Annotated in this window: 26 protein-coding genes; 13 read left to right on the plus strand and 13 right to left on the minus strand. The window is 60.6% G+C overall.

What is annotated here, in order from left to right:
• Nucleotides 1-41 precede the first annotated feature (41 nt).
• The 5 genes from E4021_RS01105 to E4021_RS01125 all read right to left on the minus strand — a co-directional run bounded on the left by E4021_RS01105 (nt 42) and on the right by E4021_RS01125 (nt 3,602).
• Nucleotides 42-1,433, minus strand: coding sequence for a bifunctional UDP-3-O-[3-hydroxymyristoyl] N-acetylglucosamine deacetylase/3-hydroxyacyl-ACP dehydratase (locus E4021_RS01105; protein ID WP_136456050.1), 1,392 nt, complete (start codon nt 1,431-1,433; stop codon nt 42-44).
• Between the two features lie 65 nt (nt 1,434-1,498).
• A complete protein-coding gene (locus tag E4021_RS01110; RefSeq protein ID WP_136456051.1) occupies nt 1,499-2,230 on the minus strand; it encodes an ABC transporter ATP-binding protein in 732 nt (243 codons plus the stop codon).
• A 20-nt stretch (nt 2,231-2,250) separates the two neighbouring features.
• Nucleotides 2,251-2,535 carry an Asp-tRNA(Asn)/Glu-tRNA(Gln) amidotransferase subunit GatC gene (gatC, locus tag E4021_RS01115; protein WP_136456052.1) on the minus strand — a complete coding sequence of 95 codons (285 nt, stop codon included), beginning with the start codon at nt 2,533-2,535 and terminating at the stop codon, nt 2,251-2,253.
• A 42-nt stretch (nt 2,536-2,577) separates the two neighbouring features.
• Complete coding sequence (locus E4021_RS01120; protein ID WP_136456053.1) at nt 2,578-3,042, minus strand: DUF2452 domain-containing protein; 465 nt, start codon at nt 3,040-3,042, stop codon at nt 2,578-2,580.
• 23 nt (nt 3,043-3,065) lie between these two features.
• On the minus strand, nt 3,066-3,602 hold the full coding sequence (locus E4021_RS01125) for a 2'-5' RNA ligase family protein (protein WP_136456054.1): 537 nt from the start codon (nt 3,600-3,602) through the stop codon (nt 3,066-3,068).
• Nucleotides 3,603-3,732: 130 nt separating this feature from the next.
• Here E4021_RS01125 and E4021_RS01130 point away from each other — a divergent pair, with 130 nt between their 5' ends.
• The 4 genes from E4021_RS01130 (at nt 3,733) to ribH (ending at nt 8,550) form a co-directional block, all read left to right on the plus strand.
• Nucleotides 3,733-6,072 (plus strand): SPOR domain-containing protein, encoded by a 2,340-nt coding sequence (locus tag E4021_RS01130; protein WP_168797408.1) that lies wholly within the window; start codon nt 3,733-3,735, stop codon nt 6,070-6,072.
• Between the two features lie 39 nt (nt 6,073-6,111).
• Nucleotides 6,112-6,996: an alpha/beta hydrolase gene (locus E4021_RS01135; RefSeq protein WP_136456056.1), complete on the plus strand. Its 885-nt coding sequence runs from the start codon at nt 6,112-6,114 to the stop codon at nt 6,994-6,996.
• Nucleotides 6,997-6,998: 2 nt separating this feature from the next.
• Entirely contained in the window at nt 6,999-7,967 is a 969-nt protein-coding gene (locus E4021_RS01140) for a pyridoxal-phosphate dependent enzyme (protein ID WP_136456057.1), read from the plus strand.
• Between the two features lie 61 nt (nt 7,968-8,028).
• The gene (ribH, locus tag E4021_RS01145) at nt 8,029-8,550 is read left to right on the plus strand and encodes a 6,7-dimethyl-8-ribityllumazine synthase (RefSeq protein ID WP_136456058.1); all 522 of its coding nucleotides are present in this window, start codon (nt 8,029-8,031) and stop codon (nt 8,548-8,550) included.
• Here the strand turns inward: ribH and xseA are convergent.
• Nucleotides 8,547-9,773 carry an exodeoxyribonuclease VII large subunit gene (xseA, locus tag E4021_RS01150; RefSeq protein ID WP_136456059.1) on the minus strand — a complete coding sequence of 409 codons (1,227 nt, stop codon included), beginning with the start codon at nt 9,771-9,773 and terminating at the stop codon, nt 8,547-8,549. The genes ribH and xseA overlap by 4 nt on opposite strands.
• A 126-nt stretch (nt 9,774-9,899) precedes the next feature.
• Between xseA and rlmF the strand changes: the two genes are divergently transcribed.
• Together rlmF and E4021_RS01160 are read left to right on the plus strand one after the other, a co-directional pair.
• On the plus strand, nt 9,900-10,745 hold the full coding sequence (gene rlmF, locus E4021_RS01155; RefSeq protein ID WP_136456060.1) for a 23S rRNA (adenine(1618)-N(6))-methyltransferase RlmF: 846 nt from the start codon (nt 9,900-9,902) through the stop codon (nt 10,743-10,745).
• A 30-nt stretch (nt 10,746-10,775) separates the two neighbouring features.
• Nucleotides 10,776-11,684: a phytanoyl-CoA dioxygenase family protein gene (locus E4021_RS01160; RefSeq protein WP_136456061.1), complete on the plus strand. Its 909-nt coding sequence runs from the start codon at nt 10,776-10,778 to the stop codon at nt 11,682-11,684.
• Here the strand turns inward: E4021_RS01160 and E4021_RS01165 are convergent.
• Nucleotides 11,675-12,346 (minus strand): YggS family pyridoxal phosphate-dependent enzyme, encoded by a 672-nt coding sequence (locus E4021_RS01165; RefSeq protein ID WP_136456062.1) that lies wholly within the window; start codon nt 12,344-12,346, stop codon nt 11,675-11,677. The genes E4021_RS01160 and E4021_RS01165 overlap by 10 nt on opposite strands.
• Before the next feature lie 183 nt (nt 12,347-12,529).
• Between E4021_RS01165 and E4021_RS01170 the strand changes: the two genes are divergently transcribed.
• Complete coding sequence (locus E4021_RS01170) at nt 12,530-12,718, plus strand: hypothetical protein (RefSeq protein ID WP_136456063.1); 189 nt, start codon at nt 12,530-12,532, stop codon at nt 12,716-12,718.
• On the opposite strand, the gene E4021_RS01175 is transcribed toward E4021_RS01170, so the two are convergent.
• Together E4021_RS01175 and msrA are read right to left on the minus strand one after the other, a co-directional pair.
• Nucleotides 12,711-13,292 (minus strand): FKBP-type peptidyl-prolyl cis-trans isomerase, encoded by a 582-nt coding sequence (locus E4021_RS01175; protein WP_168797409.1) that lies wholly within the window; start codon nt 13,290-13,292, stop codon nt 12,711-12,713. The two genes, E4021_RS01170 and E4021_RS01175, sit on opposite strands and share 8 nt — an antisense overlap.
• Nucleotides 13,293-13,366: 74 nt before the next feature.
• Nucleotides 13,367-13,960, minus strand: coding sequence for a peptide-methionine (S)-S-oxide reductase MsrA (msrA, locus tag E4021_RS01180; protein ID WP_136456065.1), 594 nt, complete (start codon nt 13,958-13,960; stop codon nt 13,367-13,369).
• 98 nt (nt 13,961-14,058) lie between these two features.
• On the opposite strand from msrA, the gene E4021_RS01185 reads away from it, so the two are divergent.
• Nucleotides 14,059-16,917, plus strand: coding sequence for an Npt1/Npt2 family nucleotide transporter (locus E4021_RS01185; RefSeq protein ID WP_136456066.1), 2,859 nt, complete (start codon nt 14,059-14,061; stop codon nt 16,915-16,917).
• A 20-nt stretch (nt 16,918-16,937) separates the two neighbouring features.
• Nucleotides 16,938-18,785, plus strand: coding sequence for an arginine--tRNA ligase (gene argS, locus E4021_RS01190; RefSeq protein ID WP_136456067.1), 1,848 nt, complete (start codon nt 16,938-16,940; stop codon nt 18,783-18,785).
• Between the two features lie 18 nt (nt 18,786-18,803).
• Here the strand turns inward: argS and E4021_RS01195 are convergent, their stop codons facing one another.
• The 4 genes from E4021_RS01195 to E4021_RS01210 all read right to left on the minus strand — a co-directional run bounded on the left by E4021_RS01195 (nt 18,804) and on the right by E4021_RS01210 (nt 21,967).
• Nucleotides 18,804-19,589, minus strand: a complete 786-nt coding sequence (locus E4021_RS01195) for an Fpg/Nei family DNA glycosylase (RefSeq protein WP_136456068.1) — start codon at nt 19,587-19,589, stop codon at nt 18,804-18,806.
• Between the two features lie 51 nt (nt 19,590-19,640).
• Nucleotides 19,641-20,441 carry a hypothetical protein gene (locus tag E4021_RS01200; RefSeq protein ID WP_136456069.1) on the minus strand — a complete coding sequence of 267 codons (801 nt, stop codon included), beginning with the start codon at nt 20,439-20,441 and terminating at the stop codon, nt 19,641-19,643.
• Between the two features lie 99 nt (nt 20,442-20,540).
• Nucleotides 20,541-20,966: a UPF0158 family protein gene (locus E4021_RS01205; RefSeq protein WP_168797410.1), complete on the minus strand. Its 426-nt coding sequence runs from the start codon at nt 20,964-20,966 to the stop codon at nt 20,541-20,543.
• Entirely contained in the window at nt 20,963-21,967 is a 1,005-nt protein-coding gene (locus E4021_RS01210) for an SMP-30/gluconolactonase/LRE family protein (RefSeq protein ID WP_168797411.1), read from the minus strand. The genes E4021_RS01205 and E4021_RS01210 overlap by 4 nt, the downstream gene beginning before the upstream one ends.
• Before the next feature lie 533 nt (nt 21,968-22,500).
• Between E4021_RS01210 and E4021_RS01215 the strand changes: the two genes are divergently transcribed.
• The 4 genes from E4021_RS01215 to E4021_RS01230 are packed head-to-tail and all read left to right on the plus strand — an operon-like array spanning nt 22,501 to nt 26,760.
• Complete coding sequence (locus E4021_RS01215) at nt 22,501-23,262, plus strand: PPK2 family polyphosphate kinase (protein WP_136456072.1); 762 nt, start codon at nt 22,501-22,503, stop codon at nt 23,260-23,262.
• Nucleotides 23,263-23,268: 6 nt separating this feature from the next.
• The gene (locus E4021_RS01220) at nt 23,269-24,549 is read left to right on the plus strand and encodes a peptidoglycan-binding domain-containing protein (protein WP_136456073.1); all 1,281 of its coding nucleotides are present in this window, start codon (nt 23,269-23,271) and stop codon (nt 24,547-24,549) included.
• A gap of 20 nt (nt 24,550-24,569) precedes the next feature.
• Nucleotides 24,570-24,941, plus strand: a complete 372-nt coding sequence (locus E4021_RS01225; RefSeq protein ID WP_136456074.1) for a hypothetical protein — start codon at nt 24,570-24,572, stop codon at nt 24,939-24,941.
• 7 nt (nt 24,942-24,948) lie between these two features.
• Entirely contained in the window at nt 24,949-26,760 is a 1,812-nt protein-coding gene (locus E4021_RS01230; protein WP_136456075.1) for a peptidoglycan-binding domain-containing protein, read from the plus strand.
• Nucleotides 26,761-26,763: the final 3 nt, after the last annotated feature.

Genomic DNA, 26,763 nt, shown 5'->3' on the forward strand with positions numbered 1-26,763 from the left:
TATGGTTGGCAGTGGGTAGGGGCAGACGGAACCGTCGTTCGTCACGAAGACCGGCGCACGATCTGGGCAACCAGATCGGCCTCGGATACCAGCTTGTTCCCTACGTAGGCGGTGCCACGCATCTGGCAGATGCCCCGGCGGACCGGTGCGGTCAATTCCATCTTGAACAGGATGGTATCACCGGGCACAACGAAGTTTTTGAACTTTGCGTTTTCAATTTTCAGGAAATAGGTGTCCCAGTTGCCCGGATCCTCCTGCTGGGTAAGGACCAGCAGGCCGCCCGTCTGGGCCATGGCTTCGATCTGCAGCACCCCGGGCATCACGTGGTTGTTCGGGAAGTGGCCCTGGAAAAAGGCCTCGTTGAAGGTCAGATTCTTCAGGCCGACGATGTGGGTATCGCTTTTCTCGATGATCTTATCGATAAGCAGAAAAGGATAGCGGTGGGGCATCACTTGCAGGATCTGTTCCGTAGTGAAGACCGGCTCATCGTTCGGATTGTACCGCGGGCGGCCTTTAAGGCGGCGCTGGTCGAGGTAGGCTTTTTTCAGCAGTTTGGTAAAGGCAACGTTGACACGGTGGCCCGGCTTCGTGGCCAGGATGCGGCCGCGGATGGGTACGCCGAGCAGACTGATGTCGCCCATTACGTCGAGCAGCTTGTGGCGGGCCGGCTCGTTGTGAAACTTCAGGTCCAGGGTATTCAGGATGCCCTGTTCGGTAACTTCCACGGTGTCCTTGCCCATTTTCTGGGCCAGGGCGTTCAGTCGGGGCTGGGGCACGTGGCGATCGGCGATCACGATGGCGTTGGTAAGGTCGCCGCCGCGGATCAGGTCGTGCTCGAAAAGCGCCTCCAGCTCGTGCAGGAAAACGAAGGTGCGGCAGGGGGCTATCTCCGTAGCGTAATCCTCATACCCGCGCAGGGTAGCGTATTGCTGGCCCAGTACCGGGCTGTCGAAGTCGATCATCGACACCACTTCAAAGCCGTCGTAGGGCAGGGCCACGATCTCCGAGCCCGTGGCCTCGTCGCGGAAGGTGATGGGCTCCTCAACCACGAAATAATCGCGGGGGGCGTCCTGCTCCTCAAATCCCGCTTCGAGGATTTTGTCGACGTAGGGGCTGGCGCTGCCGTCGAGGATGGGTACTTCCCCACCGTCGATTTCAATCAGCACGTTGTCTACCTGTAAGCCCGAGAGCGCACTTAGGAGATGTTCAATGGTGGAAACGGTGGTTGATCCGCTGCCGAGCGTCGTGGAGCGCTCGGTACTGACGATTCGGTTGACGTCCACGTTCATCAGCGGCTGATCGTCCAGATCCACTCTCTGAAATTTGACGCCGTGACCTTCTGGGGCGGGCTTGAACGTTAGGTTTACTTCCTGGCCGGTGTGTAATCCTACTCCACTGATGCTTATGGTACTGGCTATCGTACGTTGGTTCATATATACTATCGTAAACGGCGGATGATGATCACCACCCGGCTGAAGTTGGCCGCAAAGATAGCATGTCAGGCCTGATTGTACCGGTGCTCGGGATCACTAACGCGAATGATGTGCTCATTCGGCAGGTCGCTCTCCACTTCGCCGTCGCGCAAACGGACGATCCGGTGGGCGTGCTCGGCAATGTCCGGCTCGTGGGTGACGAGGATGACGGTGTTGCCGCGGGACTGGATTTCCTCGAAGATGCCCATGATCTCAATTGAAGTTTTGGTATCCAGGTTACCCGTTGGTTCGTCGGCTAGGATAATGGCCGGGCGGTTGACCAGGGCCCGGGCGATCGCCACGCGTTGCCGCTGCCCGCCGGACAACTCATTGGGACGGTGATCGATGCGGTCGCCGAGCCCAACGCTCTCCAGCACCTCGGTGGCCCGCTCGCGGCGGATCTTCTTGGAAACGCCGGCGTATACCAGCGGCAGGGCAACGTTTTCGAGGGTGGTCTGCCGGGGCAGCAAGTTGAAGGTCTGGAAGACGAAACCGATCTTCTCGTTGCGGATACTGGCGAGTTCGGCATCCTCCATCTGACTGACATCCTTGCCGTCCAGGAGGTACCGACCGGAAGTGGGGGAGTCCAGGCAACCCAACAAGTTCATGAGGGTAGACTTGCCCGAGCCCGAAGGACCCATCAGGGCCACGTACTCATTGGTCTGGATCTGCAGGTCGATGCCGCGCAGGGCGCGTACTTCGGTCTGCCCCATGAGGTAGGTCTTAGTCAGTTGGTGGATGTTGATTACGGCGGCCATCGGCGGTGGGAGGTTGAAGGTTAAATAACTCTCGGAACCCGGAAGAACACGCCGTCGCTGTCGGGGGCATTTTGCATGGCCCGTGTACGATCGAGGTGGTCGCCGACGTGGTCCGGCCGCAGCACTTGTTCGACTTGCGTCACGTAGCGCAACGGCTCGACATCGTCCAGGTCGAGTTCGTTCAGCTTTTCCACCATAGCCAGGATGCGGGTAAGATCGTCGCGCAGTTTACCTACGCGATGCTCCGGAACGTCCAGCTTGGCAAGATCCGCCAGGCGCAATACTAGGTTGTCGTCAACGGTCATCGTCCAACTTTTCGACAAAGTTAACCCACCAGGGGCCGAACGTTAGCCGGGCTGGTCTTCCCTACGCTCGATTACCTCCCAGGTATGGTCGCCGAGCAGCCGTACGGTTGCCAGAAAGTTATAGGGCGGGCGGGGGCCCCATTCGGCGGGACTGATCAGGCTGAGCACGCTTTTGCCGTTGCTCCGTTCGTAGAGGTAGTAGGTGCGATTGACGATGGGATCGATATTCATCTCGGCTTCGTAGATCCGCTCGCTCACTGTCATGCGGTGGGTGATCTCGTTCGCCTGGGTGGCAAGCAACTCCATCTGGGCCCGGATCTGGTCGAGCTGCATATTCGTTTGCTCGTACATGGCCGTCATCGCAAGTCCCGTAATCTTGCCCCGGTCAACGGGCTTGATGACCGCCGCCCCCCGCTCGTGGGGGTAGGGCAGGGACTGCGGATTGAGGGCCACTTTCTTTCCGTCGATGGGGTTCTCAAACTCTTTCTGATTCTCCTTCGCTGCCATGCCACTGTAACGATTTGCCGCATTTAAGGTTTTCCGAAGGGCAAGCGGTCAATCGGCGTCCACGGCCCGCCGTCGTAGGTATAGCAGTAGAGTCCCCGCACCCGCAACTGGCAGGGTAGGTACCGGGCCAACAGATGCCGGTGTAGGTGTCTGGCTGCCGCGGAGGTAACCTTGTTCTGAACGGTCAGGTGAGGCCGCTTCCAGCTCCGGTCATCTTGCGGAGTGAGCGCGTGGCTGAATTCTCTGCGCAGTGCTTCCCTGAGCTCGCCCAGCGCCCCGGCCTCTACACCGTAAGCTACCCCGCGCCCGAGCAGGAAAGGGGGTAGCACCCTGAGGGTGTGGCTTTGCAACGCCTCGCAGGACTTTCGGGCGGCCGCTAGAAAGTCGGAGCGCAAGGTGGCCGGAATGTGGTGAAACAAGGTCAGGTGGGCCTCTAGGTAATTACGGTCAGCCGGAAAAAAGCGCTGGCGGATGGCCGTGAATGGTGCCAGGTCCTCCTCCGCGATCCAGGCGGTCACGATCATGGGTCTTTGCTCGGGTGGAGGAAGGGTAGGGGCCATGTTCTCTATACTGAACCAGAGGGCGGGGAGTTCGGTCGGGCTACGGCACCCGCGCCCGCGCCCAGTAGCCCACAGAAATGTCCCCGACGCAGGGAAAATACCTATGTTTGGGGCGACCTATCCTACCGTCATGCAAAACGTTTCCAAGTACCTGCTTCTCCAACTTCTGCTGCTGGGTGCCCTGCCCCTCGCCGGTCAGTACCGCAGCGAAATGCGGACCGCGGACAAGCAACTCGAACTCAACGCCTACAACCTCGCCATCGAGAGTTACCAGCGCGCGCTGACCTTCCGTGCCGACGACCCGGAAGCGCTGTCCCGCCTCGGATTGGCTTACCAGATGATCAACCAGATGGACTCCGCCCGCCTGTACTATGAGCGCGCAATGGAGGATAACAAGGTGGAACCGGCTACGCTGCTGAACTACGCCCAAACCCTGCGGGCGCTGGGGGAATACGCACTCGCCGAATCACTCTTTGCCGCCTACGGGCGGGAAGCGGATGCGACCGTGGGCAACCACTACGTTACGAGTACCACCTTCGCCCAGCAACAGCAGGGGGAGAACGCCGGATTCCAGGCCAGGCGACTCGACATTAATAGTCTGGCCGCGGATTTCGGTCCTACGCTGCCGCAGCCGGGCCGATTGGTATTCAACTCCGGGCGGGCGGACGAAGATTTCGACGGGGCGGGCGGCAACCGTCCCTACGTGGCCACCCTTTCCCCCGACGGCTCGGCCGGTGACCCGGTGCCCGTCAGCTTCGGATACCGCATCGAAAACGGATTTATCGGACCGGTGAGCTACAGCCCCGACGGACGGCAGGTGCTCTTTAGCCGCAACAACTTTACCCCCGGCACCCGAATGGTGCCCGAAGCGGGCATCACCCTAACCCTTATGATCGCCGACGTCAACGCAGAAGGACGGTGGACGAACGTCCGGCCGCTGCCCTTCAACGGCAATGATTTCAGTACCGGATTCGGCACCTTCGCCGGCGACGACCGCACGATCTACTTCGCCAGTGACCGCCCCGGGGGGTACGGAGGATTTGACGTGTACCGGGCCACCTTCGACGGACAGCGCTGGGCGGCCCTGCCCGAAAACGTGGGGCCGACGGTCAATTCCCGGGGCCACGAGATCACCCCCTACTTTGACGGCAGCAGCCTCTTCTTCTCGAGCGACTGGCACCATGGCCTGGGGGCCTACGATGTGTTCCGCGCCGAGATGGACGGAATGCGGCCGGTGGCCCTGTACCATATGGGCTCCGCGGTGAACAGCAGTCGGGACGACTTTGGCTTCATCTTCGATCCTTCAACCCAGACCGGGTTCGTGACCAGCAACCGGCCAGGCGGTCTGTCTGCTTCGGAAGACATTTACTACATCAGTCCGCGCGGTGCCACGGCTCCCAGCGCCGAAACCGCCGACGCCTCCGGACCCGTAAGCAGCGTGCCCGAAGGGGTTTCCGCCGATGAGCCCGTTCCCTTCGGAGCGGTACGCGGTTACGTGACGGACATCCAGACCAACCTGCCCATTGTCGATGCTACCGTAGTTATCACAAAGCGCAGCGACAGTACCTCCACCACGCTCACTACCGATGTGAACGGCGCATATTATACCTCCGTACAGCCGTTTACGACCTACGATGTATCGGTGGATGCCTTTGGTTACGCCCCCATGACCTTTCCCGTGACGACCGACGGCGGGCGCAAACCCGACGCGTTCGGAAACATCCTCCTGCTTCCCGGAGCGGCTCCCGCCAATCCTGGCCGCCCGGCCGCCACGGCGGAGGTCGATCCTCCGGCACCACCCCGCGCGCCGCGACCGAGTAGCCCGCCCCCCACCGGAGGAAGCGCCCCCGCGGCACCCACGACCTACGATAATCCGCCGGCTGCGACCGGTGCCTTTGCCGTGCAGATTGCCAGCGTCGGGGCGCGTCCGGATGTGCAACTGTTCAATAATTTGACCGGACTCGGCCAGGTTTACATCCAGGAAACCGACGGCCGGTTTAAGGTGCGTCTGGGAGGATTTGCCACCAGGGAGGCAGCCCAGGCCGCTTCCCAGGGGGCCAGGGAACTGGGTTACGCCGGAACCTTCGTAGTGACGGAGGCCACACCCCCCGCCGCCCCGCCTTCGGTTGCCCCCCCGCCGGCCACCGTGCCCGCCCCGCCCGCCGGAGCCCCGGCATCGGTTCCGGAGGCACCAGTGGCCGCGCCCGCCACTCCGGCCGCCGCTCCAACGGCCGCCGCTGCCTACCGCGTTCAGCTCGGAGCATTTGGTAAACCCGAAAACTTTGACCGCGCCAAGGCCGGTCAGCTAGGTACCCTGGGCTCGGAAAAGCGGGGGGAGCTGACGGTCTTTTTCATCGATGGACTTGAAAATGAAGCGCAGGCCGAAGCCGTACGCGCCCGCGCCCTGGAGATGGGGTACCCGGGTGCCTATATTCTGCTCCGTACGGAATCGGGTTACCGCAAGCTGTAAACCGCAGCAAGACGCCGCCCCCACTACCAAGATCCGCCCATGCGCCTCCTAATGTTTCTCTTGCTCAATACCGTCGCGCTTGCCGCGCAGGATCGGGTATATGAGGTGTATACCGGCGCCATCCCCTGCCCAACCGAGCGGCCCCTGGCGAGCCGGACCGACCCGGGCATCGGACGTATCCTGACCGACGTCAGCGTGCCGGAATTGCATTACTACGCCCCCGTGCCCCGCGGCGGGGGATCGGCAGCAGTGATGATCATTCCGGGGGGCGGTTACGCCATCGAGGCCTGGGACCTGGAGGGGACGGACATCGCCCGCTACTTGAGTCACCGGGGATTTCACGCATTCGTCCTGAGTCACCGGTTGCCGGCCCGCGCGGCCGATGCGTGTCGCTCGGAGGTGGCCCTCCACGATGCGCAGGAAGGTTTGCTGCGGGTGAAGGCTCTGGCCGACAGCCTTGGGTACGCTTCAGACCAGGTAGGTGTAATGGGATTCTCCGCCGGGGGGCACCTGGCGGGGTCCGCCTCCGTTCACCCGCGGGAATCAGCCGGTGCATCCAGCCGGCCTGCCTTCAGTGTTCTGGTTTACCCGGTCACCATCATGGAGCAGGCCCGCAGTGGCCACGCCGGTAGCCAGGCCAATTTGGTCGGGGAAAATCCCGACCGGGAATTGCTGCAGTACTACAACCTGCCCGCGCAGGTAGATTCCCTTACCCCACCCACCTTGTTGGTGCACGCCTCCGACGACGGTGTGGTGCATCCCCGCAATGCCCTTGAATATTATTCCGCCTTGGTCGCGCACGGGGTACCGGCCGACCTCCGGATATACGCCACGGGAGGTCACGGCTTCGGCGCTGCCCGGGAGCGAGAGACTCCGGTGCAAAATTGGCTGGAGGAAGTGGTAAACTGGCTTAAAGTACGCTGAACATGATCGAATTACCCCCGCTTTCCGGTATCCCCAACCAGGCCGAACTCCTCGTCACCCACGAGGCAATCCACCCTTTCGTGCACCGCACCCCCGTGCTCACGAACCGCAGTATTGACGAACTATCCGGTGCGCACCTGTACTTCAAGTGTGAAAATCTTCAGCGTATCGGGGCCTTCAAGATGCGGGGTGGTGCTTCCGCCGCGCTGCGCTTCACCCCGGCGGAACGGGAACGTGGCCTGGCCACCCACAGCAGCGGCAACCACGCCCAGGCAGTAGCCAAGGCCGCGCAGGTCCTCGGAGTGCCGGCCTATATCGTGATGCCCCACGATGCACCCCGCGTGAAGGTGGCGGCGGTGGAAGGGTACGGCGCCCACATCACGTATTGCAACAACACTCCGCGGGAGCGGCAGGCGGCTTTGGAGCAGGTGATTGCCGAGCACGGTGCGGCCTTTATTCATCCCTACGACGACTACGGAGTCATCGCCGGTCAGGCAACGGCGGGCATGGAGCTGATCGAGGACACTTCCGCCGTGCTCGACTACCTGGTGGCCCCCGTCGGAGGGGGCGGACTACTGGCGGGTACGGCCCTGGCCGCCAGATACTTCAGCGTAAAGGCCGAAGTAATCGGCGCGGAACCCGAAGCCGTGGACGATGCATTCCGCAGTTTCCAAAGCGGCAGGATCGAGGAGAACGAAACAAATCAGACGGTAGCCGATGGCCTGCGTACCAACCTGGGGGAACGGAACTTCCCCATTATCCGTGATTACGTAAAAGCCATCTACACCGTCTCGGAGGCCGAGATCATAGCGGCGATGCGCCTGATCTGGGAGCGCATGAAGATCATCGTGGAACCCAGTTGCGCCGTCCCGCTGGCGGCCATACTGCGTAATCCGGAAACCTTCCGCGGCAAGCAGATCGGCATCATCCTCACCGGAGGCAACGTCGACGTAGACCGCCTCCCGTTCTGAAAATTCATTGCCCGTTACCGGCTGCCCCGGCCGGCAGTATCTTGCCCATAAATTTCCGCCCATGGCCTCCGCCCAGAAAAACCTGAGCACTTACGACGAATCTTCACTTCCCGATGCCGCTCCACTTACGATCGGAATCGTGGTAGCCGATTGGAACGCCGACATCACCCACGCGCTCTACCGGGGCTGCTACGATACCCTGGTTAAGCACGGCGCCCGCGAGGAACAGATCCATACCGTGCAGGTACCGGGAACCTTCGAGCTACCCGCGGCCGGTCGGATTCTGGCCGGTCGTGAAAAACTGGACGTAGTGATTTGCCTCGGCTGCGTGATCAAGGGCGAAACAAAACACGACGAATACATCAATAATGCCGTGAGCCAGGGCCTGGTGAACCTCAGCATCGCCACCGGAAAGCCCTTTATTTTCGGCGTGCTCACCCCCAACGATCACCAGCAGGCCCTCGACCGCGCCGGTGGCAAGCACGGCAACAAGGGGGTGGAGGCCGCCGTCACTGCCATCCGTATGGGCGAGCTCTACCGGACCAGCAAGGGGGGCAAAAAGTCTATCGGCTTCGGCAACTAGTCGCGCCTCAATACCAGTTTGCCGTCGCGCAGCCTCACCTCCACCTTTCCCGGAACCGCTTTGTCCGGCGAGGTAAGGATACGGCCCTCCTGGCTCACCAGTGCATACCCCCGGGCCAGCGTGGTTTCCGGCCGCAGGGCATTGAGCAGCATTGATTGTTGTCGCACCCGGTCACCGGCCCGCTCGAGTTGGTGCCTTACCAGGTAGTGCAACTCCTTCCGTTGGGCGGCGGTGCGCAGGTGCCCGGCCTCCAGAACCGCCGTGCCCGTTTGGTGAATGGCGATGGCCTTGCGGTCCAAGCTGGATGTTTCTCCGTGAAGGAGGGCGGTAGCGGTAGCGGCAATGCGCCGGCCCAGGTTCAGCAGGCGTGTTTCGGTCTGCAGCAATGCATCAATAAGGTAAGCCGCCACGGCGGTGGGCGTTTTTAAGCTGCGGTGCACGACCCGATCCAGCACCGTGATGTCGATCTCATGCCCAATACCCACGATTACCGGCAGCGGGGCGTCGGCTACGGCCCGGCAGAGGGCTTCGTCGTCGAAGGCTGCCAGATCGGTCTTGCCGCCCCCGCCCCGGACGATCACGATCAAGTCGTATTCCGCTTTGCGGCGTCCTATCTGCCGTAGCCTGGTGGTAATTTCCTCGGTGGTCTGCTGTCCTTGCAGCGCGGCGGAGTACAAATCGGCGGTGAAGGAGTACCCGTAGCCGTTCTCCGCCAGTTGGCGGCGAAAGTCGGACCACCCGGCTGCCGTATCGGCGCTGATCACGGCCAGTCGTTGCGGTGCCGGGGGGAGGGGTTGCCGGGCGTTTCGGTCCAGTATCCCGTCGCGACTGAGGGCTTCCAGCGTAGCCTGCCGGCGGCGTTCCAGGTTGCCCAGGGTATGTTCCGGGTCGAGGTCTTCCACGATGAGCCGCAGTCCGTATCGTTCGTGAAAGGAGGTGCTGACCTGCAGTCGTACCGACATCCCTTCCTGGAGGACGCCGCGGGTAAGGCGCAGCCCGTGGAGCTTGTGGATGCGTTTCAGCTTCCCGGACCAGATCACGGCCTCCAACTGGGCTATGATGCCGGCTTCGTTCTCTCCCTTCTCCACCAGCGTCAGCCAGGTGTGCCCGCGCGATTCGTTCACCTGCGCGAGTTCGGCGGAAACCCATACGGGTTCCGGCAGATTCAGCGCGAACACGCGGCGGATGAAAGTAGCCAGGCGGGATAACGGCATCGTCTCCATTCGCGCAAGGTAGCTTGGGTGGACGGATTGCCCCGGGTGGGACCGGCCACTACCCAGGCATCTGGTTATTCAACATGATGGAAGTACATCACCGGCAGGTACCTTTACCGACCATCCGCACCACGTATGCACCCCCGAAACCGTTACCGAGACAAGCACGATTTTCCGGCCCTTTGCAAGTTGGAACCCCGCCTCGAGGCCTTCCTGGCCCCCAATCCGGCGGGGAAGTTGTCGCTGGACTTTACCCGCCGGGAGGCCCTGTTGTTGCTCAACCGGACCTTGCTGATGCGGGATTACGGATTGCAGCATTGGGACGTGCCAGCCGGACACCTCGTGCCCCCGCTCCCCGGACGGCTTGACTACGTGCATACCCTGGCTGACCTGGTCCCCCATGCCCGTCGGGTACTGGATGTCGGGACCGGTGCGAGCGTCATCTATCCTATCCTGGCGGTGCGGGAATACGACTGGACGGTGGTAGGCTCGGAGGTGAATCCGGAAAGCCTGCGGGTGGCTCAGGCGATCGTGAAATTTAATCCGGTGCTACGCGGTCGGGTCCAATTGAGGCAGCAGACCGATCCCGTGCGCCTGTTTACCGGGGTGGTGGAGCCAGGGGAGTACTTCGATGCTACGCTATGCAATCCGCCGTTCTACGCGGACCGGTCGTCGGCTGAGCGGGCCGGTCGGAAGAAGTGGGAAAAACTTGGTCGGCAGGACGCCGGACTTTCCTTCGGTGGGGCCGATTCCGAGCTGTGGACGCCGGGTGGAGAACTGGCCTTTCTGCGGCGGATGATTCGGGAAAGCGATGCTTACCGCACCCAGGTGGGGTGGTTTACCACGCTGGTCTCGAAAAAGGGTTACCTGGACAGCGCCCGCCACGAACTCGACCGACTGGAGGGTGCTAGGGTTCGCGTAATGCCGATGGCGCAAGGGAATAAAAAAAGCCGCATCCTGGCCTGGACGTTTGGGGAATAAGGCATTTGGTTTCGCATTATCTTCCCTTTTATGACTTACCCCGATCTCTCCAGACACTCGGAGCCCCTCACCGATTTGTTTCCCCGTCTCAGCGCCGAGGAGACCTGGGACCGGTACGCCTTGCCTGTGGAGGATGTAGCCTTTTTCCGAAAGGAGGGGTACCTAAGCAACGTAAAACTGCTGGATGAGGATCAGGTGGAGCGCTTGAAGGCCGAGCTGGATGAGCTGATGCGGCCCGACCATCCGGGCCACCACCTCTTCTATGAGTTCCACAGCAACGAAAGCGGGGATCCGGATGCGGTGCTGTTCCATAGCCTGGGCCACTGGCGAATTACGCCGGCGTTTCACGACGTGCTTTGGAACCCCCGATTTCTGGTGATTGCTTCTCAGTTGCTCGGCAATCGATCGGTACGGTTCTGGCACGATCAGTTGTTCTGCAAACCGGCCCGTCATGGTGGGGTAGTGGCCTGGCACCAGGATTACAGCTACTGGACCCGCACGGGACCCATTCAACACCTGACGTGCTGGACAGCCCTCGACGATGCCCATCAAGACAACGGGTGCCTGCAATATATCCCCGGCTCTCACCGCTGGAACCTGCTCGATAAAACCACGCTGGCGGGGGATATGGACGGGCTGTATGAGCAGCTGGATGCGGAGCAGCGCCGGGCATTCGACCGAAGGGTTGCCGTGGAACTCCCTGCGGGGTACGCTACTTTTCACCACCCCTTGTTGGTGCACGGCTCTTACCACAACCGGTCGGAGCGCGCACGTCGCGCATTCGTACTCAACGTTTTTGCCGACGGCACCCGGAGCAACGCCGGGGAAGAACTGTTAAAGGGGGTTCCAGCCGTAGCGCCCGGGGAACCGATGGAGGGGAGGTTTTTCCCCCTGCTGTTTTCACCCCCCCAAGGAGTAAGGAGAGAGGATCAATCGTAGTTGCGCTTGCCCAGCAGCAGGCTGCCGATCCGGACCAGGGTGCTGCCCTGTTGGAGGGCTACCTCATAGTCGCCCGACATGCCCATGCTGATTTCCGAAAAGGTGGGCTCCTCCTCGAAGTACTCAGCCTTGACCGACGAATAGATCTCGTGAAGGGTGCGGAATTCCTGCGCCACCTGCTCCTTGTCGTCGGTATAGGTGGCCATGCCCATAACGCCGAGTATGCGGACGTTCTCCAGGGGTTCTTTCCGGATGGACTCCAGCAGTTCGCGACCGGATTCCGGGGTCAGGCCATATTTGCTTTTTTCCTCGGCGATGTGGTACTGTAGCAGGACATCTACGCGGCTGTCGTCGGCGCGCTTGTCCATCTCGCGCAGCAGCCGCAGGCTATCGCCCGAGTGGATCAGGGAGACAAGGGGCAGGACGTTTTTAACCTTGTTGCGCTGCAAGTGCCCGATGAAGTGCCAGTTGATGTCTTTGGGCAATCGGGCATGCTTTTCCTCCAGTTCGGCCACGCGATTTTCACCGAAATCCCGGTGTCCGAGGTCGTAGAGTTCCTGGATCAGCTCAACGGGGTGGGTTTTGGTGACAACGACCAGTCGGGCACCGGCGGCGGCGACTTCGCGGCTCAGGGTGCTGTAGTCATCGGAAAGCTTGGGCATGCGTATTGTGTTAACGGTTTGGGTAGGTGTTCACTCGGCCTTTGCCGGTCCCCGTAGAAAAGGTACCGTTCCGTAAAGGAGGCCTTAAATCGGTCCTAAAATGGGCGCGGCGTTATGGTTAAGTATATGAGCCTGACTAATTTAGACGTTACCAATTTACAAGGACATTAACGATACCAAACCATGAATTACCTCACGCTTAAGAATGACCGCAAACGCCGCCGTCAAGCCCGTACCGTAACTTTTCTCGTAACGACCTTAATGCTGGGCGCGGCTGCTTACGGGATGGGCGCCACGCAGGAGTTGGCTGAGCTGTTCCAGCATTGGATGGGCACCCAACCCGTAAGCGAACCGATCGCCTCGGCTATTTAACTTCGAAAAGTTCTACATCAAAAATCAGGGCTGCGTAGGGCGGAATGGCCGGTGGCGATCCCTGCTCTCCGTAGGCCAGGTCGTAAGGAATAAAGAAGCGGTATTTCGCGCCTTCCTTCATGAGTTGCAGACCTTCCGTCCAGCCGCGAATAACGCGGTTGAGGGGGAATTCGATGGTCTGCCCGCGCTCCACGGAGCTGTCAAAGACGGAGCCGTCGATCAGGGTGCCGTGGTAGTGGACCTTGACGGTTTCCGTAGCCGACGGGCTGGCGCCGCTTCCTTCCTGAAGAACTTCGTACTGCAGTCCGGATTCGGTGACCTTAACCTCGGGACGCTTGGCGTTATGAGCCAGGAAAGCCTCGCCTTCCTGACGCGCTTCGGCACCCGCGGCCGCGGCTGCTTTCTGAAGATATTGCTGGATGTACTGGTTGGCCTGTTCGGGGGAAACCTTGCCCGATCCGCTGAGGCCGTCTTCAAATCCTTTGGCCAGACTGCTGGCGTCGATGCTGTCGAATCCCTGACTTTTCAGGTTCTGGCTCAGCACGATGCCGAGACTGTAACTGGTGGTATCCATATAGGATGATTGGTTTTGCGCCGTGAGTACGGCGGTAGTAAAAAGTAGTAATACAAGCGTGCCGCCCCAGGGTTTCATGCGCGCGACTTTAATCGGTGGCTGTACTTCTTGCGGATCTTGCCCACCTTCGGGGTGATTACGAAGGTGCAGTAGCTGTTGCGGTCACCGACCTTGGCGTAATAATTCTGGTGGTAGTCCTCGGCGGCGTAGAAGCTGGTGAAAGGCACCAGTTCGGTCACCGCGGGCTGGTCGTACAGTTCGGGGACCAGTTCACGCATCTGCCGCTCGGCGGCCTCCTTCTGTTCGTCGTTGGTATAGAAGACGGCACTGCGGTACTGCGGCCCGATATCGTTGCCCTGGCGGTTGGGGGTCGTGGGGTCGTGGGACACGAAGAAGATCTCCAGGATCTCATCGCGGGTGATCACCGAGGGGTCGAACTCTACCAGGACGACTTCTACGTGGTCGGTTTTCTTGCTGCAGACCGCTTCGTAGTTGGCGGATTGGGCATCACCGCCGGCGTAGCCGTTGATCACGCGCTCGACACCCTGGATGTCCTGGAAGACGGCTTCCACGCACCAGAAGCAGCCGCCGCCAAGAATTATGGTTTCTTTGCGGGAGGTATTGTCAATATGGTTCAATACTTCTCCGAATTTGGGGGAGGTTGACATTATTTAGAGTTATCTTGTTAAGAAGGAGGGGGCCGGCTTCCGAAAAAGATTGGCATTTCGTTTTCACACCTGGCCCACGAGGGAATTAACGTCTCCGTATGCAGCAAGTTTTGAGCAAGCTATTTCGGGCCCGGCCGGGAGAGTGGGGCGCCGTGCTTCTACTGCAGTTGCTCGTTTTCCTTATCATCTGTACCCTTCTGATCGTCAAGCCCACGGCGAGCGCCCTTTTCCTCTCGGAATACGGCGCCATCGGTTTACCCTACATTTTTCTGGCCACCGCCGTACTGGCGGCCATTGTGAGCACCGGATACTCTCTGGCGCTGCGGCAGTACAGCCTCTTGCGGGTGAGCACGGTTTCCCTGGTCGTCTGCCTGGCCGTGCTGCTCGGTTGCGCGGGTTTCATGCGTATCCCGCTGGCCAGGCCCACCATCGCGGTGATTCTGTACCTCTGGACGGCCATCTTCGGGGTGCTGGCCGCTTCTCAGTTCTGGATGATGGCCAGTTTCGTGTTTGACGTGCGGCAGGCCAAGCGGCTTTTCGGGCTGATCGGGGCCGGGGCCATCGCCGGAGGTATCGCCGGCGGGTACATCACCTCGCTGTTGGCCCAGGAGATCGGCGCGCGGAACCTGATTCTGGTGGCGGCCGCCCTGCTGGTCCCGAGTCTGTTGTTGACAACCCTGATCTGGCGCCGGTACGTGGCACGCAAGCAGAGCATGATCAGTCGCAAGCGGAAGTCGGACGCCGGCTACGAGGCACCCCACCGCCTGATCCTGGCCAGCAAGCACCTGTTGCTCCTATGTGGCATCGTGGCCCTCAGCGTTACGGTGGCCAAACTGGTGGATTACCAATTCAGCGTACTGGCGGCCGAACGGTACGGCGACCAGGATCGGCTGGCCGGCTTCTTCGGGTTCTGGTACTCTACCTTCAACATTGTCGCCCTCGTGATCCAGTTGCTGTTCACCCATCGGGTGGTGCAAGGCATGGGCGTCAGCGGCGCCTTGCTGTTCCTGCCGGTAGGGCTCGGCATCGGTGCGGTAGTGATGCTGGCCATTCCGGGCCTCAACGCCGCGATCTTCAGTCGATCTGTAGACGGCAGTCTGAAGCAGAGCCTCAGCCGCGCCAGCATCGAGATGCTCTTTTTGCCGCTGGACGAAGAGACCAAGAAACGAGTGAAGACTTACATCGACGTTTTTGTCGACAGCCTGGCCGGAGGCCTCGGTGGTTTGCTGCTGATCCTGGTCACGCAGATCCTGCACCTGTCCGCGCCGGCCATCAGCTGGGTGGTCCTGGGCCTGGTGGCTATCTGGATGGTCAGCGTCGTGCTCATCCGTGAGGAATACATCGAAGCCTTCAGGGCGCAGCTCTCCCACCTCAAACCCAAGGAGCACCGCAACCGGCTGAAGAGCCACCACCGCAAGGTCATGGCCGGCTTCCTTCAGGTCCTGGAGGAGGGTCAGATGAGTACCCATGAAAAGCAGTTGCTTTACGTGCTGGAGCGGACCGATGACCTCAGCAACGGTTCTTTTCGGGAGCCCATACGCAGGTTGCTGGCCCACCCTTCGGGCAACGTTAGGTCGAGGGCCCTGCGCAGTCTTTACCTGCAACCCGGCACGGAATTGCTTGACGAAGTTATGCCCCTGTTACGCGACCCCGAACGGCAGGTACGTAGTGCGGCCTTTGACTACCTGTTCTCCCGCACGCACGCAGTGGAACGGTCCGTCCTGGAACCCCTGCTCGACCACGCCGACCCCGACGTTTCCGGGGCCGCTCTCGTGAGCCTGGCCACGGAGACGGCGGGCAACAGTTACAGCCAGAAGCAGTGGCGCGTGGGCCAGCGGCTTCGGCGGCGCATCCGCGAGCTGCGTACGCTACCGGTGGCCGACCGCAAACGTTGGTACCCATATCTGCTACGGGCTTCGGGCCGGTCCCAGACCGCCACGGGTAGGGCCTTCATCCAACGCTGTCTGGTTTCGGAGAAGGAGGAAATACTGCGCTACGCCATCCTTGCCGCGGGCGAAAGCCAGCACGAAGACCTGATCGTGCCCCTCCTGCACCTGATCGTGCATCCCGGCCTGCGGCCCATGGCCATCAATGCGCTTGTACAGTACCAGGGCGGATTACTGGCCGTAGTGCCCGGTTTGATTGCGGAGGGCGAACTCACCCTGGCGGAGATCCGCCGGCTGCCTTCCGTCATCGAAAAGATCGACCGTCAGCAGTCGGTTGACCTGCTGTTTTCCCTGATCGAGCGCTACTATCCCCACGATCTGGCCCTTCGTATGGAGGTGCTGCGGGCGCTCAATGCCTTTCGCCGTGATTTCCCGAAACGCAACCTGCCGGGGAAGATCATTTACCGGCTCATCGTGGCGGAAACCCGCACCTACGAGACGCAGCAGGAACAGGTGTACAGCCAGAATATCCTGCTCCGCTACACCCAGAGCGAGGACGAGCTGGCCTACCGCGAGGCTTACGCCAGCCTGCTGAACCAGCGCATGCGGGGGACATTTAACCGCCTTTTCCGACTGCTCGGTCTCCGGTATCCTCCCGCCGACATCATACCGGTACACCTGGCCCTCAACGGGGATACCGGGGCGGTGCAGATCAGTGCCATTGAGTTTTTGGACAACCTGCTGGAACTTTCCCTCAAGCGCCTCATCATTCCGGTTCTCGATAAGCGCCAGCGGCACCTGAATGCTTCCGGCACCGAACTCGTAGATGTGGAGACCGAAGTGGCAGAACTGCGACGCAAGGAATTCAAATCGCTGCGGCGGGTACTGCGCGGCCGCGACGACCGTCTCAAGATCGCCGCCCTGCGCTTGATCAGCTGCCTGCAGGATGTACGGTACCTGCCCGTTGTCGATTACTACGTCGCTTCTACGGATATCCCGGCGTCGGTGCGGGCGGTGGCCCTGGAAGCCCAGGAAGAGTTACGGGTAAGTTTGAGTACGGTTGCGGTCTGATCTTCTATCTTTGCGGCCATATGACCGCACTACAAGATTTGATCGAATCCGGAGTCCGCAAAGGGCTACAGCAATGCTACGGAGTGGATGCTGCCGGACAGGAAATCACCCTGCAATCCACCCGTAAAGAATTCGCGGGCGAATATACCGTCGTCACTTTCCCCCTGACCCGACTGGCCCGGAAAAAGCCCGAGGAGATCGGGCAGGACCTCGGCATTTTCCTCAAGGACGAGCTGGAGGAAGTGAAGGAATTTAACGTGATCAAAGGTTTTCTGAATCTGGTGATCGAGGACGCCTATTGGGCGCGTTTTTTGCTCCAAGAGGCCGGCGAGTCTGACTTTGGCCGTTCGCCCGCGCGCGACGAAAGGGTAGTGGTCGAGTTTGCTAGCCCCAACACCAATAAGCCCCTGCACCTTGGCCACATCCGCAATATTTTGCTGGGCTGGGCCACGAGTCAGTTACTTGACGCCGCGGGATTCGACGTGAAGACCGTGCAAATCGTGAACGACCGCGGCATCGCCATCTGCAAGTCGATGCTTTCCTGGCAGCGCTTCGGAGAGGGTGCCACGCCCAAGTCGGCGGGAGTCAAACCGGACCACTTCGTCGGCGAGCACTACGTCATGTTCGAGACGCGGTTCCAGGAGGAATACCGACAGTGGCAACAGTCGGAGGACGCGCAGCAAGTGCTCCAGGCCAAGAACAAAAAGGACTTACCCGAGAAAGAATTCTGGAAGGGGTACAAGAATACCTACTTCAACAACTTCAGCGATCTGGGTGCGGCGGCCAAGGAAATGCTGCTCAAGTGGGAGCAGGGAGACCCGGAGACCGTGGCCCTCTGGAACAAGATGAACGGCTGGGTATACGAAGGATTCGATGAGACTTACGAGCGGTTGGGCGTTCGGTTCGACAAGCTGTACTACGAATCACAAACTTACTTGCTGGGCAAGGATATGGTCGAGTCGGGGCTGGAAAAGGGGGTGTTCTACCGCAAGGAAGACGGCTCCGTTTTCGTCGACCTCACCGATGCCAAGCTGGACGAGAAGGCAATACTGCGCGCCGACGGCACCAGTCTTTATATCACCCAGGACCTCGGCACTGCCCGCCTGCGCTACGACGATTTCGGTGCTACCCGTATGGTCTATACCGTGGCCGACGAACAGAACTACCACTTCCAGGTCCTCTTCGAAATCCTGAAGCGCCTGGGTGAGCCTTACGCAGATGGGCTCTTTCACCTGAGCTACGGAATGGTGGACCTGCCGACCGGCCGGATGAAGAGCCGGGAAGGCACCGTAGTTGACGCCGATGACCTGATGGACGAAGTTATCCAGGAGGCGTACCAGTCGAGCCTGGAGCGGGAATCCACCAGCGACCTCAGCGAGGAGGAGCGGCGGGAGATCATCCGCAAGATCGGTATGGCGGCTCTCAAGTTTCAGATCATCAAGGTAGGCCCGCAAAAGCGCATGGTATTCGATCCGAAGGAAAGCGTAGACCTGCAGGGGCAGACCGGTCCCTACGTACAGAATGCTTTCGTACGGACCCGCGCGGTGTGGCGAAAGGCCGGTTCCCCGGACCTGGCCGCCGCCAGTGAGTACACCACCCTGGAACCTACCGAACGCGAGCTTATCAGCCAGCTGTACGCCTATCCGACCCTGCTGCGCGACGCCGCGGAAAACTACGACCCCTCACTGGTGGCCATGTACTGCTACGAACTGGCTAAGAACCTGCACAAGTTCTGGCACGATGTCAGCATCCTCAACGCCGGCTCCGAAGCCGCCACTGCCTTTCGTTTGCGCCTCTGCCAATCGGTCGGTAACGTGCTGGAATCCGGTATGGGAATCCTGGGCATCGAAATGCCGGAAAGGATGTAGCCCCGGCATCCCGGTAGCCTAGTGTTGCCAGCCTTCAACAAAGTAGGTGGTGCGCCCTGCCACCTTGGTCACCTTCACTTCGCCAATACCCTCGGGGCCGGCCTTTCCTTCTTCACGCCACACGTGCCAGAACCAGTCTTCGGGGTAATCCTTGTAGTACGGGGCATTTTCCGTGCCATACTTCATGACGGCTACGGTTTCGGTGTGGATGTCGGTCAGTTGATCGTCGGAAAGGTCGCAGGCATGCGCCGCGGGGTGAATGCGGGTCCGGTAACAGATCTCATCCGCGTACAGGTTGCCGACCCCCGCGAGAATGGATTGGTTGAGGAGTAGCCCCTTAATCGTGGCTTTGCGCCCCTTTACGGCATCCAGCCAATCCTCCAGCGTAAGGTCCAGCGCATCGGGACCGAGCTTGATCTCCTGGATGTAGGCTACGTGGTCCTGCAGGTACAGAATGCGGGCGAACTTCCGAGGATCGTCGAAGCCGAGGGTATTTCCGTCGGCGAAGTGTAGTGCAAAGCGCTCGAACTTGTTGCGATCAGCAGTTTCCTGGTAGAGCTTCAGGTCGCCGGTCATGCCGAAGTGCAGGAGCAGTGAGTGGTCGTTGTCCAGATGAGCGAAGAGGTACTTGCCCCGCCGCAGGCTACCGACGATGGTGCGGCCGGTCAGGGCATCCGCAAACGCCGGTCCGGGGAGGTTGCGCAAAATATGGTCATCATGGACGGTTACCCCGGAAATGGTCTGACCTGTGGCCGCGGCGTCGAAATACAGTTTGAAATTGTGAACCTCCGGCAATTCGGGCATGGAACGAATCTTTGGATACCCTAACGGCAGCTGGCCGACAGGGTTGCGACCTTATAGCCATCCACGCGGGCCCGCTTCCACCAGACGATACCCGCGATCGACCCCGCCAAATTTGGCAAAAAACGCTTTGACCCCCGGAATTTCCGAACCCTCAAAGTCGAAAACGGCACCCGGCTCTCCGGCATGGCGCTGCATTACCAGAGCCAGCAAACGGCTCGTGCCCCGGCGTTTCTTGCCGCGCTCGGTTGTTACCGTGGCCAGGTTGATGGTCCGCCCACCGAAATGCGGAAAAAAACCTGCGGCCAGCAGCTCACCATCCTCCCGTAACTGGTGGCAATTGCCCCAGCCCGCGTTTTGGGCCGTAAGGATCAAGCGGTGGAGGGCAGCGAACTGACTGGGCTGCATGCCCGGTTTTCCCGCCAGATCCGCTTCACTCAGGGCCACGAAAGTTGCGGGATCCATTGTGTCCAGGCAATCGTCGGAGCTCTTCCGCAGGAAAGCTTGCAACTTGCGCGGAAAGCCCGCGGCAATGTTGGGCCATTTCCGCGATAGATCGAGCTCGAAATTCGTGCGGACGCGGGACCTATAGCGCTTCGGAATTTCCGCCGTGGGCACGCCGGCCCGCAAGGGCAGGGCGATCTGGGGGCGGAAGGGAACGGCCGAAAGCAGGGCGCGTACATCGCCTGGCAGCAGCTGACCGAAAGGACCAAGCTGCTGCGTGTAGGGGGGGCGAACGTAAACGGGTACGAACCCCAGGCGGCGCATGCGCGGCAGGGGCAGCACTGCGCGGTAGTTGTCGAGCACCAGGCCATCCCACCGGCGGTCGGTGGCGGCGTCCAGCCAGTCGGTCAATCCGTAGGGCAGGGGTGTGGGGTCCGATCGGACGGCTGCATCCCAGGCACCATCGTCAATTGTGCTCCGGGAAAGGCGCCGGATGCCGCTCCCCACCGCTTAGTCTTGTTGCTCGGCCAGGCACTGCTGCACGTATTCCGTGTAGCGTTCCTGCCGGAATTGCCGCCACCGCTCGTAGTTCTTGGGGAAGCGGCGCAGTTCGGTCTTGAAGTTCTGGAAAGGGTTCGGACGTTTGAGGGCGTAGGTGAGCGCCTGCCACAGTTCCTGGTTGCGCACCCGGTCGGTGAAGGCCGACATGATCTTGATCGCGTCGGCGGCGGGCATGCGCTCGATGTGTACGTAGGCATCCGGGTCGGTGCTTACGTCCTGCATAATCGCCTCGAAGACCTCCGGGTCGGCGCGGACGTTGCGCTCGGGGTCGTCGGCGATGAGCATCCGCCCGTGCGCGCGGTGCACGTAAACTTCCATGCCACGGCGAATGGCGGTGGCCGCCTCGTTTATATCGTGGTCGTTCAGTGAAATCATAATGGGTTCAGTTTTACGCGCAGCAGGCGATTGTCGTTGGTAAGGTACAGCCAGTCTTCCCCTGGCGACAGGCAGACGTTGGAGACGGGTCCCTCGCTGCGAATCTTGGCGAGCAGGGTTCCGTCGGGGCGGACCACCCATACCCCGCCGGGAGAGGTGGCGAAAATGGTTCCGTCGCGGGCAACGGCCAAACCATCGGGGTAACCGGGTTCTTTGTCCGCCAGTTCGGTAGCGTCGATGATCGTTTTCGGTTCTCCGAGGGAAAAGTCATCTGCCAGGGGGGTAGCCGTCACAATGGCCCGCGCGCCATCGGAGTTGGCGATGTAGAGGGTACGGCCGTCCGGACTGAGCCCGATACCGTTGGGGCGGGAATATACCTTGGTGAGCAGGGTCACCTGGCCGCGGGGGTCTACGCGGTACACGCCATTGAACCCCATTTCACCGGCGTCCCCCTGGGGCAACCCATAGGGCGGGTCGGTGAACAGCACGGAGCCGTCGGCGGCTACCACGAGGTCGTTCGGACTGTTGAACCGCTTACCGTCGTAGTACTCGGCCAGGGCCGTATAGGTTGGTTCAGGGGTGGCGAGCGGAGCATCCATGCGGGCAATGCGTCGCCCACCGTGTTGGGCAAGCAGCAGCCGTCCTTCGCGGTCAAGTGCCAGCCCGTTACTGCCCGGTTCGTTGCTGTAATCGTTCGGCACGGCACCGGAATTGCTCAACCATACGCGGCTGCCCGTCCCCGTCCACGCCAGGATATGGTTATTCGGAACGTCGCTGCAGATGACCGTGCCATCCGGCAGGACCAGTGGCCCTTCCGACCACTCCATTCCGTCGAAAAGGGTTTCGGACACGAATTCCGTGCCGAACCACCGTTGCGCCGCGGCGGGGTCCACTGCTTCCAGGCGGACCGGCGGCGTCGGGTCGGCGGTAGCTTCCGGTGCGGGAGCGGAGCGGCAACCCAGCAGCAGGAGAAGGAGTCCAATAGGAAGCAATCGGTTCATGGCGGCAAAATTAGGAAAAAATAAGGCGCACTTTCGGTCCGTGATCAAATTCGGGATTATGCTGCGCAGCAGGTTTTCCTTCCTAAAAGGTAAGGTTGTCCCGCCGCGTATTGGCAAGTTTTTGGCGTAAGGCATGATAGGTGCGGGTGGTCTACCGGTAGGCCATGCGGCGCGGGTGCCGTTTAGTCGGGTCATTCGTGTGCTCGCTGAAGCTACGATGATTACGGGCGTTTCGACCGACAACGCCCATGGCATTGCGCGGAATGGTCCGATGTAATATTTCTTATACTTACGGCAACAAGGTGTTTTCGCGGCTTCATTCCTGATGTCAGGGTCAATTTCCCAGATTGAATTCATTTGCCATTTCCACCAGCGATCTATGAGTAATCCGAAAATTCATGGTGGTGAATGCGGTATTAATGCCGGCATACGGTTAATAAATCACCTTTTCCGTGCCAGCTTTTTTCTGGTAGATCTTGCACCTGCGCTCCGCCGCCCAAACCCCGATTGCCTCAACCATACCCCTATCTTGCATGCCCAACATAGACCTGAGTAAAATTTCCACCCGTGCCCCGGAAGACCTCGACCGCGACGAAGCCGAACGACTGACCAAGCAGCGGGCCGACCGCATCAGCGAACTGCACCAGCAACTCGTGGCACAAAAGGAGCATGCGGTGCTGATCATCTTGCAGGGCATGGACGCCAGCGGGAAGGACGGAGCCCTGCGCAACGTGTTTGGCGAATGCGCGCCCTACGGTCTACGCTCCGTAGCCTTCAAGAAACCTACGGAGGAAGAATTCGACCACGACTTCCTCTGGCGCATCCACAAGGAGGTGCCGGCGCAGGGGGAGATGGTGATCTTTAACCGCAGCCATTACGAGGACGTGCTGATCCAGCGGGTACACGGATGGATCACCGAAGAGCAGGTTGACCGCCGCTTCGACAGTATCAATGCCTTTGAAAATCTGTTGCGGTACGATAATAATACCCTCATCCTCAAATTCTACCTGCACATCTCCAAGGAACAACAGCGGGAGGAACTGATGGAGCGCATCGAGGAACCGGAGAAGCAATACAAGCATAACGACGGCGACTGGCGGGAGCGGGAGCACTGGGATGAGTACCGGAAAGCCTACGAGGACGTCATCGCGCGCAGCGAGATCCCCTGGCACATTATCCCCGTCGATCAGCGCTGGTACCGCAACTACCTGATGACCGACATCGTGGTGCAGGCCATGGAGGGGTTGAATATGGAATGGCCGCCTCTGGTAACCAACAAGACGTGGAGCGTATAAAGGGGTATGGAAAAAGTGCTGCGGCTGGGAAGGGTAGACGAGGACATTAAATTCAGCGAAGCGGAAAAACAGGAGTTCCTGCGTCTGTACCACCATCCGCAGGGCTTCTCGGGGGGTGAACTGCGGTTCCGCGACGACAGCCGCAATCGGTGGTGGGAATGGGAAAAAATCGAGGGTCACCGTATCCGTGACCTCACCCGCCTGCTCCAGGAGGCGGGCTTCATGCCCCACGCCGAGCACGGCGGTATTTTCGGCTACGCCACCCAGGCGGCCGTGCGGCTGTTCCAGGAATACGTACGGACCATCGACAGCCCGGAGCGTCACCAACGACGTGATCCCCCCTCCTGGCCCGATGGAGTAGTGGGTGACGATACGCAATATTACCTCGACCAGTGGGCGGACGCAGGGCGCCGTTGCAGGTGGTCGAATGGTGAGACGCGTCCCGATTACGTGCGATGGATGACTTGGCTGCAAGCGGCCAAAGCGCACCATCTGGCCCACCCCACGCCCGCCCTTCGCGCCCTGGCGCAAGCCGATCGCCGGGGCGATACCTTTCTGCCGGAGGAGTGGGACTTTGGGGGAACGGCCCCCCACCTCATCGGTATCCGTCGGCAGGCTGGCGCTCCCGCGCAATCCACCAGCCGCCGTGCGCCGGATGATCTGTTCGTTCTGCTGGTGCAGGGAATGACCTTCTACTTCTGGGGCTCTACCGATGCCAACCCGAGTTCGCGCCGGGAAGGGTATCTGATGGAGGGGCAGCACCGCTACCGCTTCAATTGGCACAATATCGGTGAGGCGAGGCGCGACCGCATTTACAAGGCCGGCCGGCCGGCGGGAGCCGGGGTGATGGTGATCAGAGACGTGCATGGAGACAACGCCCTCACAGACCGAAACCGGCAGGATGGCTTCGACCCGATCCCGAATCCAACCTTCAACATTCACTGGAGCGGATTGGGAATAAGTAACTGGAGTGCAGGCTGTCAGGTCATCAGTGGCAAGAACTACATCAATGACAGGGGCGATCTGGTCAACTGCGTGGAGTACGCCGCCCGCAACGACAGCGAAAGGGGAACGAAGCGCGGTTCGGATGGCCCCCGGTTGACGATGGGTGCGTACACGGTGCTCAGCGATTTAATGCTGTGTTACACCCCGGCACAGGCCCCCGGAGAGAAGCCCACGTTCCGTTATAGCCTCTTTCGGAAAGAAGATTTCGCGCAAATACCCGGCATACCGGCCGATGAACTCAAGGAAAAGCTGCACCTTATGCGTAGCGAGCAATTTTTCTGAAGCAAAATAACCCAGTACCCATGGCAGAGAACAAATCCTTTGGCGACTTCATCAACGATATGACGAGTCTGGACGTCGTCACCCTGACCGGTAACCTCACTGTAGAGGTGAATAACCTGCAGGACAGCGATGGCGATGACAAGCCGCTGAAGTTCACCCGCATCATGCAGCAGTTGGAGGGGAATATCCTGAAGAAAGACTCCAGGATTTCTGCCCTGGCGGCCACCCACGTTTCCATCGATAAGGACACCGTTACTTTCGTAAAGGAAAACCTGTCGCCCGAGGAGGCCGTGTACCTCGACTTCCACAACGAGACGGTGAAGGCGGCCGGTATTGCGCGTGCCGCGATGGCCGACGGGATCGCCAAACTGCTGTTGGGTAGCCGGAAATAGGCTGCGCATGAACACCGGTGCGTTCATCACCACCTGCCGCCGGCTCGGGGCCGGCGAGCGCGACCCGGAAGTGGCCGACCAGGCCTTCCTGGCCGTGGCCGATACCATGACCGTCAGGTACGCTATCCCGTTTCCCGCCACCGTACAGCGGACCTTTGACCGGCGCGACACGCCCTCACGCACGCGGCGGGGGCAGTGGCACGAGATGGTGCAGCACCTGACCGACCTCAATTATCTGTCAATTGACACCTTTCAGCTCTGGCACCAGGCCAGGGCCGGTAACCAGGAGCCGCCACCCAAGATTCTATTATCAGTGGTAGAAGCCGTGGGCCGGTTCGTGGCGGAGGACGATTACCCAGGTTACGCACTGATCCCTTCGTTTCCGCGCGGTCATTTATCGGGGCGCCTCGACTGGGTGGAAGAATACATCGTCACGGTAGTTTACCGTCTGGCCCTCTACACCTCCTTCGACGGTGACACCGAGGTGCGGCCCCGGTACCGGATCGGTGAGCAAACGGCGTACGGCCGCTCGCTGGCTTTTCGGCTGCGGGTATACTTTCACCATTACCGCCGGCAGTTCTCCCGTCAGCGCACGACCTATCTGGAGTGGGAACACTTGCCGTTGCTCTACCAGCTTGACAATTCCCTGGGCGGCACGTACAAGGAACTGCTGCCGGAACGTGACGCGGTTTTCCTGCACGTAAGTTTGCAGGAATTACTGCTGAACGGCCCCAAGCTTTTCGACGCCTTCCGGCGGGCCAACAAATTCCTGCCCAATGCCTCAGGCGATTATTACCTCCAGTACCGGATAGCGGAAGCGGACGGCGACACCGATGAAATGAGCCGGCGGGAGGAGAAACTCGCCCGGCGGGCCGACCGGCGCATCCGGCGCAGTGAGTTGCACGCCGACACCGGGGGCAATCACCTGGGCATCCGCCTGCTGCAACTGGCCCTCTGGCGGTCGGGATTCTACACCGGCATGCTGGACGGTGACTTTGGGCCTGTATCCCACCGGGCAGTGCTGGCGCTGGTGGCCCAGGAGCGGGACCACGGCGATTGGAAGGACCGCAAGCTCGACCGGGTGGTCGTGAAAGCTACCGAGGCCGGGAGCTGGCTGGTCGACCTGAAACTGGTCGGTCGCCTGCTCGACGCGTACGCACCGCCGGGCGAGGCGGAGGCAGAGCGGGAAGAGAACGAAATATGGGATAGCCTACGGGCTAGCGGCAGGGAGGACGTACTTGATCAGCGCTTTGCCGAACGACAACGCGAAGTAAGCATGGCCTACGGACAGCCGGAGCAACATCCCTTCAGGCGGGTGTACTTTGGATTGCGGAGTCTGATCCGCGGAGCATTTCGGGCAGTAGGGCGGATCGTCGCCTGGGTGGCCGGGGCGGTGGAGACAATCCTTGGGGCGGTGTTTGACTTCGTGAAAGCCCTCGCCAAACGGCTGCAGGAGGGAATCGGCCTGTTTTTCACCGGCTTTCGGTATTTCGGACATTTTTTGCTCGGCAGACCCTTCGTGTCACTCGGTAATCCGGTCGGCCAAACCCATCCGGTCATGATCACCCGCTACCGGATCGATTTTGATGTCGTCAATCTGGTCGACGCCGCCGTTTCCGACGACGACCTCCTGCGGCACCGGGCGTACATCCGACGTATGACCGAGGGCGCAGTTTATTTCCTGGACACAACCATTGCGGTCATCCGGCTGATTGCTACCCTGCAACCGCCCATGGGGTGGCTGCGTCTCGGGGTGCTGGTAGCTCGCTGCGTCCGCGACTTGTTGCGGCGCGAGGGCGAAACGGTCCCGGTGGTCTGACGA

The organism is Neolewinella litorea (assembly GCF_004803465.1).
Taxonomy (GTDB): domain Bacteria; phylum Bacteroidota; class Bacteroidia; order Chitinophagales; family Saprospiraceae; genus Neolewinella; species Neolewinella litorea.

Bases quoted from the DNA above. Each gene is read 5' to 3' on its own strand.
- E4021_RS01105 (WP_136456050.1), bottom strand. From the start codon at position 1,433: ATGAACCAACGTACGATAGCCAGTACCATAAGCATCAGTGGAGTAGGA.
- E4021_RS01110 (WP_136456051.1), bottom strand. From the start codon at position 2,230: ATGGCCGCCGTAATCAACATCCACCAACTGACTAAGACCTACCTCATG.
- gatC (WP_136456052.1), bottom strand. From the start codon at position 2,535: ATGACCGTTGACGACAACCTAGTATTGCGCCTGGCGGATCTTGCCAAG.
- E4021_RS01120 (WP_136456053.1), bottom strand. From the start codon at position 3,042: ATGGCAGCGAAGGAGAATCAGAAAGAGTTTGAGAACCCCATCGACGGA.
- E4021_RS01125 (WP_136456054.1), bottom strand. From the start codon at position 3,602: ATGGCCCCTACCCTTCCTCCACCCGAGCAAAGACCCATGATCGTGACC.
- E4021_RS01130 (WP_168797408.1), top strand. From the start codon at position 3,733: ATGCAAAACGTTTCCAAGTACCTGCTTCTCCAACTTCTGCTGCTGGGT.
- E4021_RS01135 (WP_136456056.1), top strand. From the start codon at position 6,112: ATGCGCCTCCTAATGTTTCTCTTGCTCAATACCGTCGCGCTTGCCGCG.
- E4021_RS01140 (WP_136456057.1), top strand. From the start codon at position 6,999: ATGATCGAATTACCCCCGCTTTCCGGTATCCCCAACCAGGCCGAACTC.
- ribH (WP_136456058.1), top strand. From the start codon at position 8,029: ATGGCCTCCGCCCAGAAAAACCTGAGCACTTACGACGAATCTTCACTT.
- xseA (WP_136456059.1), bottom strand. From the start codon at position 9,773: ATGGAGACGATGCCGTTATCCCGCCTGGCTACTTTCATCCGCCGCGTG.
- rlmF (WP_136456060.1), top strand. From the start codon at position 9,900: ATGCACCCCCGAAACCGTTACCGAGACAAGCACGATTTTCCGGCCCTT.
- E4021_RS01160 (WP_136456061.1), top strand. From the start codon at position 10,776: ATGACTTACCCCGATCTCTCCAGACACTCGGAGCCCCTCACCGATTTG.
- E4021_RS01165 (WP_136456062.1), bottom strand. From the start codon at position 12,346: ATGCCCAAGCTTTCCGATGACTACAGCACCCTGAGCCGCGAAGTCGCC.
- E4021_RS01170 (WP_136456063.1), top strand. From the start codon at position 12,530: ATGAATTACCTCACGCTTAAGAATGACCGCAAACGCCGCCGTCAAGCC.
- E4021_RS01175 (WP_168797409.1), bottom strand. From the start codon at position 13,292: ATGGATACCACCAGTTACAGTCTCGGCATCGTGCTGAGCCAGAACCTG.
- msrA (WP_136456065.1), bottom strand. From the start codon at position 13,960: ATGTCAACCTCCCCCAAATTCGGAGAAGTATTGAACCATATTGACAAT.
- E4021_RS01185 (WP_136456066.1), top strand. From the start codon at position 14,059: ATGCAGCAAGTTTTGAGCAAGCTATTTCGGGCCCGGCCGGGAGAGTGG.
- argS (WP_136456067.1), top strand. From the start codon at position 16,938: ATGACCGCACTACAAGATTTGATCGAATCCGGAGTCCGCAAAGGGCTA.
- E4021_RS01195 (WP_136456068.1), bottom strand. From the start codon at position 19,589: ATGCCCGAATTGCCGGAGGTTCACAATTTCAAACTGTATTTCGACGCC.
- E4021_RS01205 (WP_168797410.1), bottom strand. From the start codon at position 20,966: ATGATTTCACTGAACGACCACGATATAAACGAGGCGGCCACCGCCATT.
- E4021_RS01210 (WP_168797411.1), bottom strand. From the start codon at position 21,967: ATGAACCGATTGCTTCCTATTGGACTCCTTCTCCTGCTGCTGGGTTGC.
- E4021_RS01215 (WP_136456072.1), top strand. From the start codon at position 22,501: ATGCCCAACATAGACCTGAGTAAAATTTCCACCCGTGCCCCGGAAGAC.
- E4021_RS01220 (WP_136456073.1), top strand. From the start codon at position 23,269: ATGGAAAAAGTGCTGCGGCTGGGAAGGGTAGACGAGGACATTAAATTC.
- E4021_RS01225 (WP_136456074.1), top strand. From the start codon at position 24,570: ATGGCAGAGAACAAATCCTTTGGCGACTTCATCAACGATATGACGAGT.
- E4021_RS01230 (WP_136456075.1), top strand. From the start codon at position 24,949: ATGAACACCGGTGCGTTCATCACCACCTGCCGCCGGCTCGGGGCCGGC.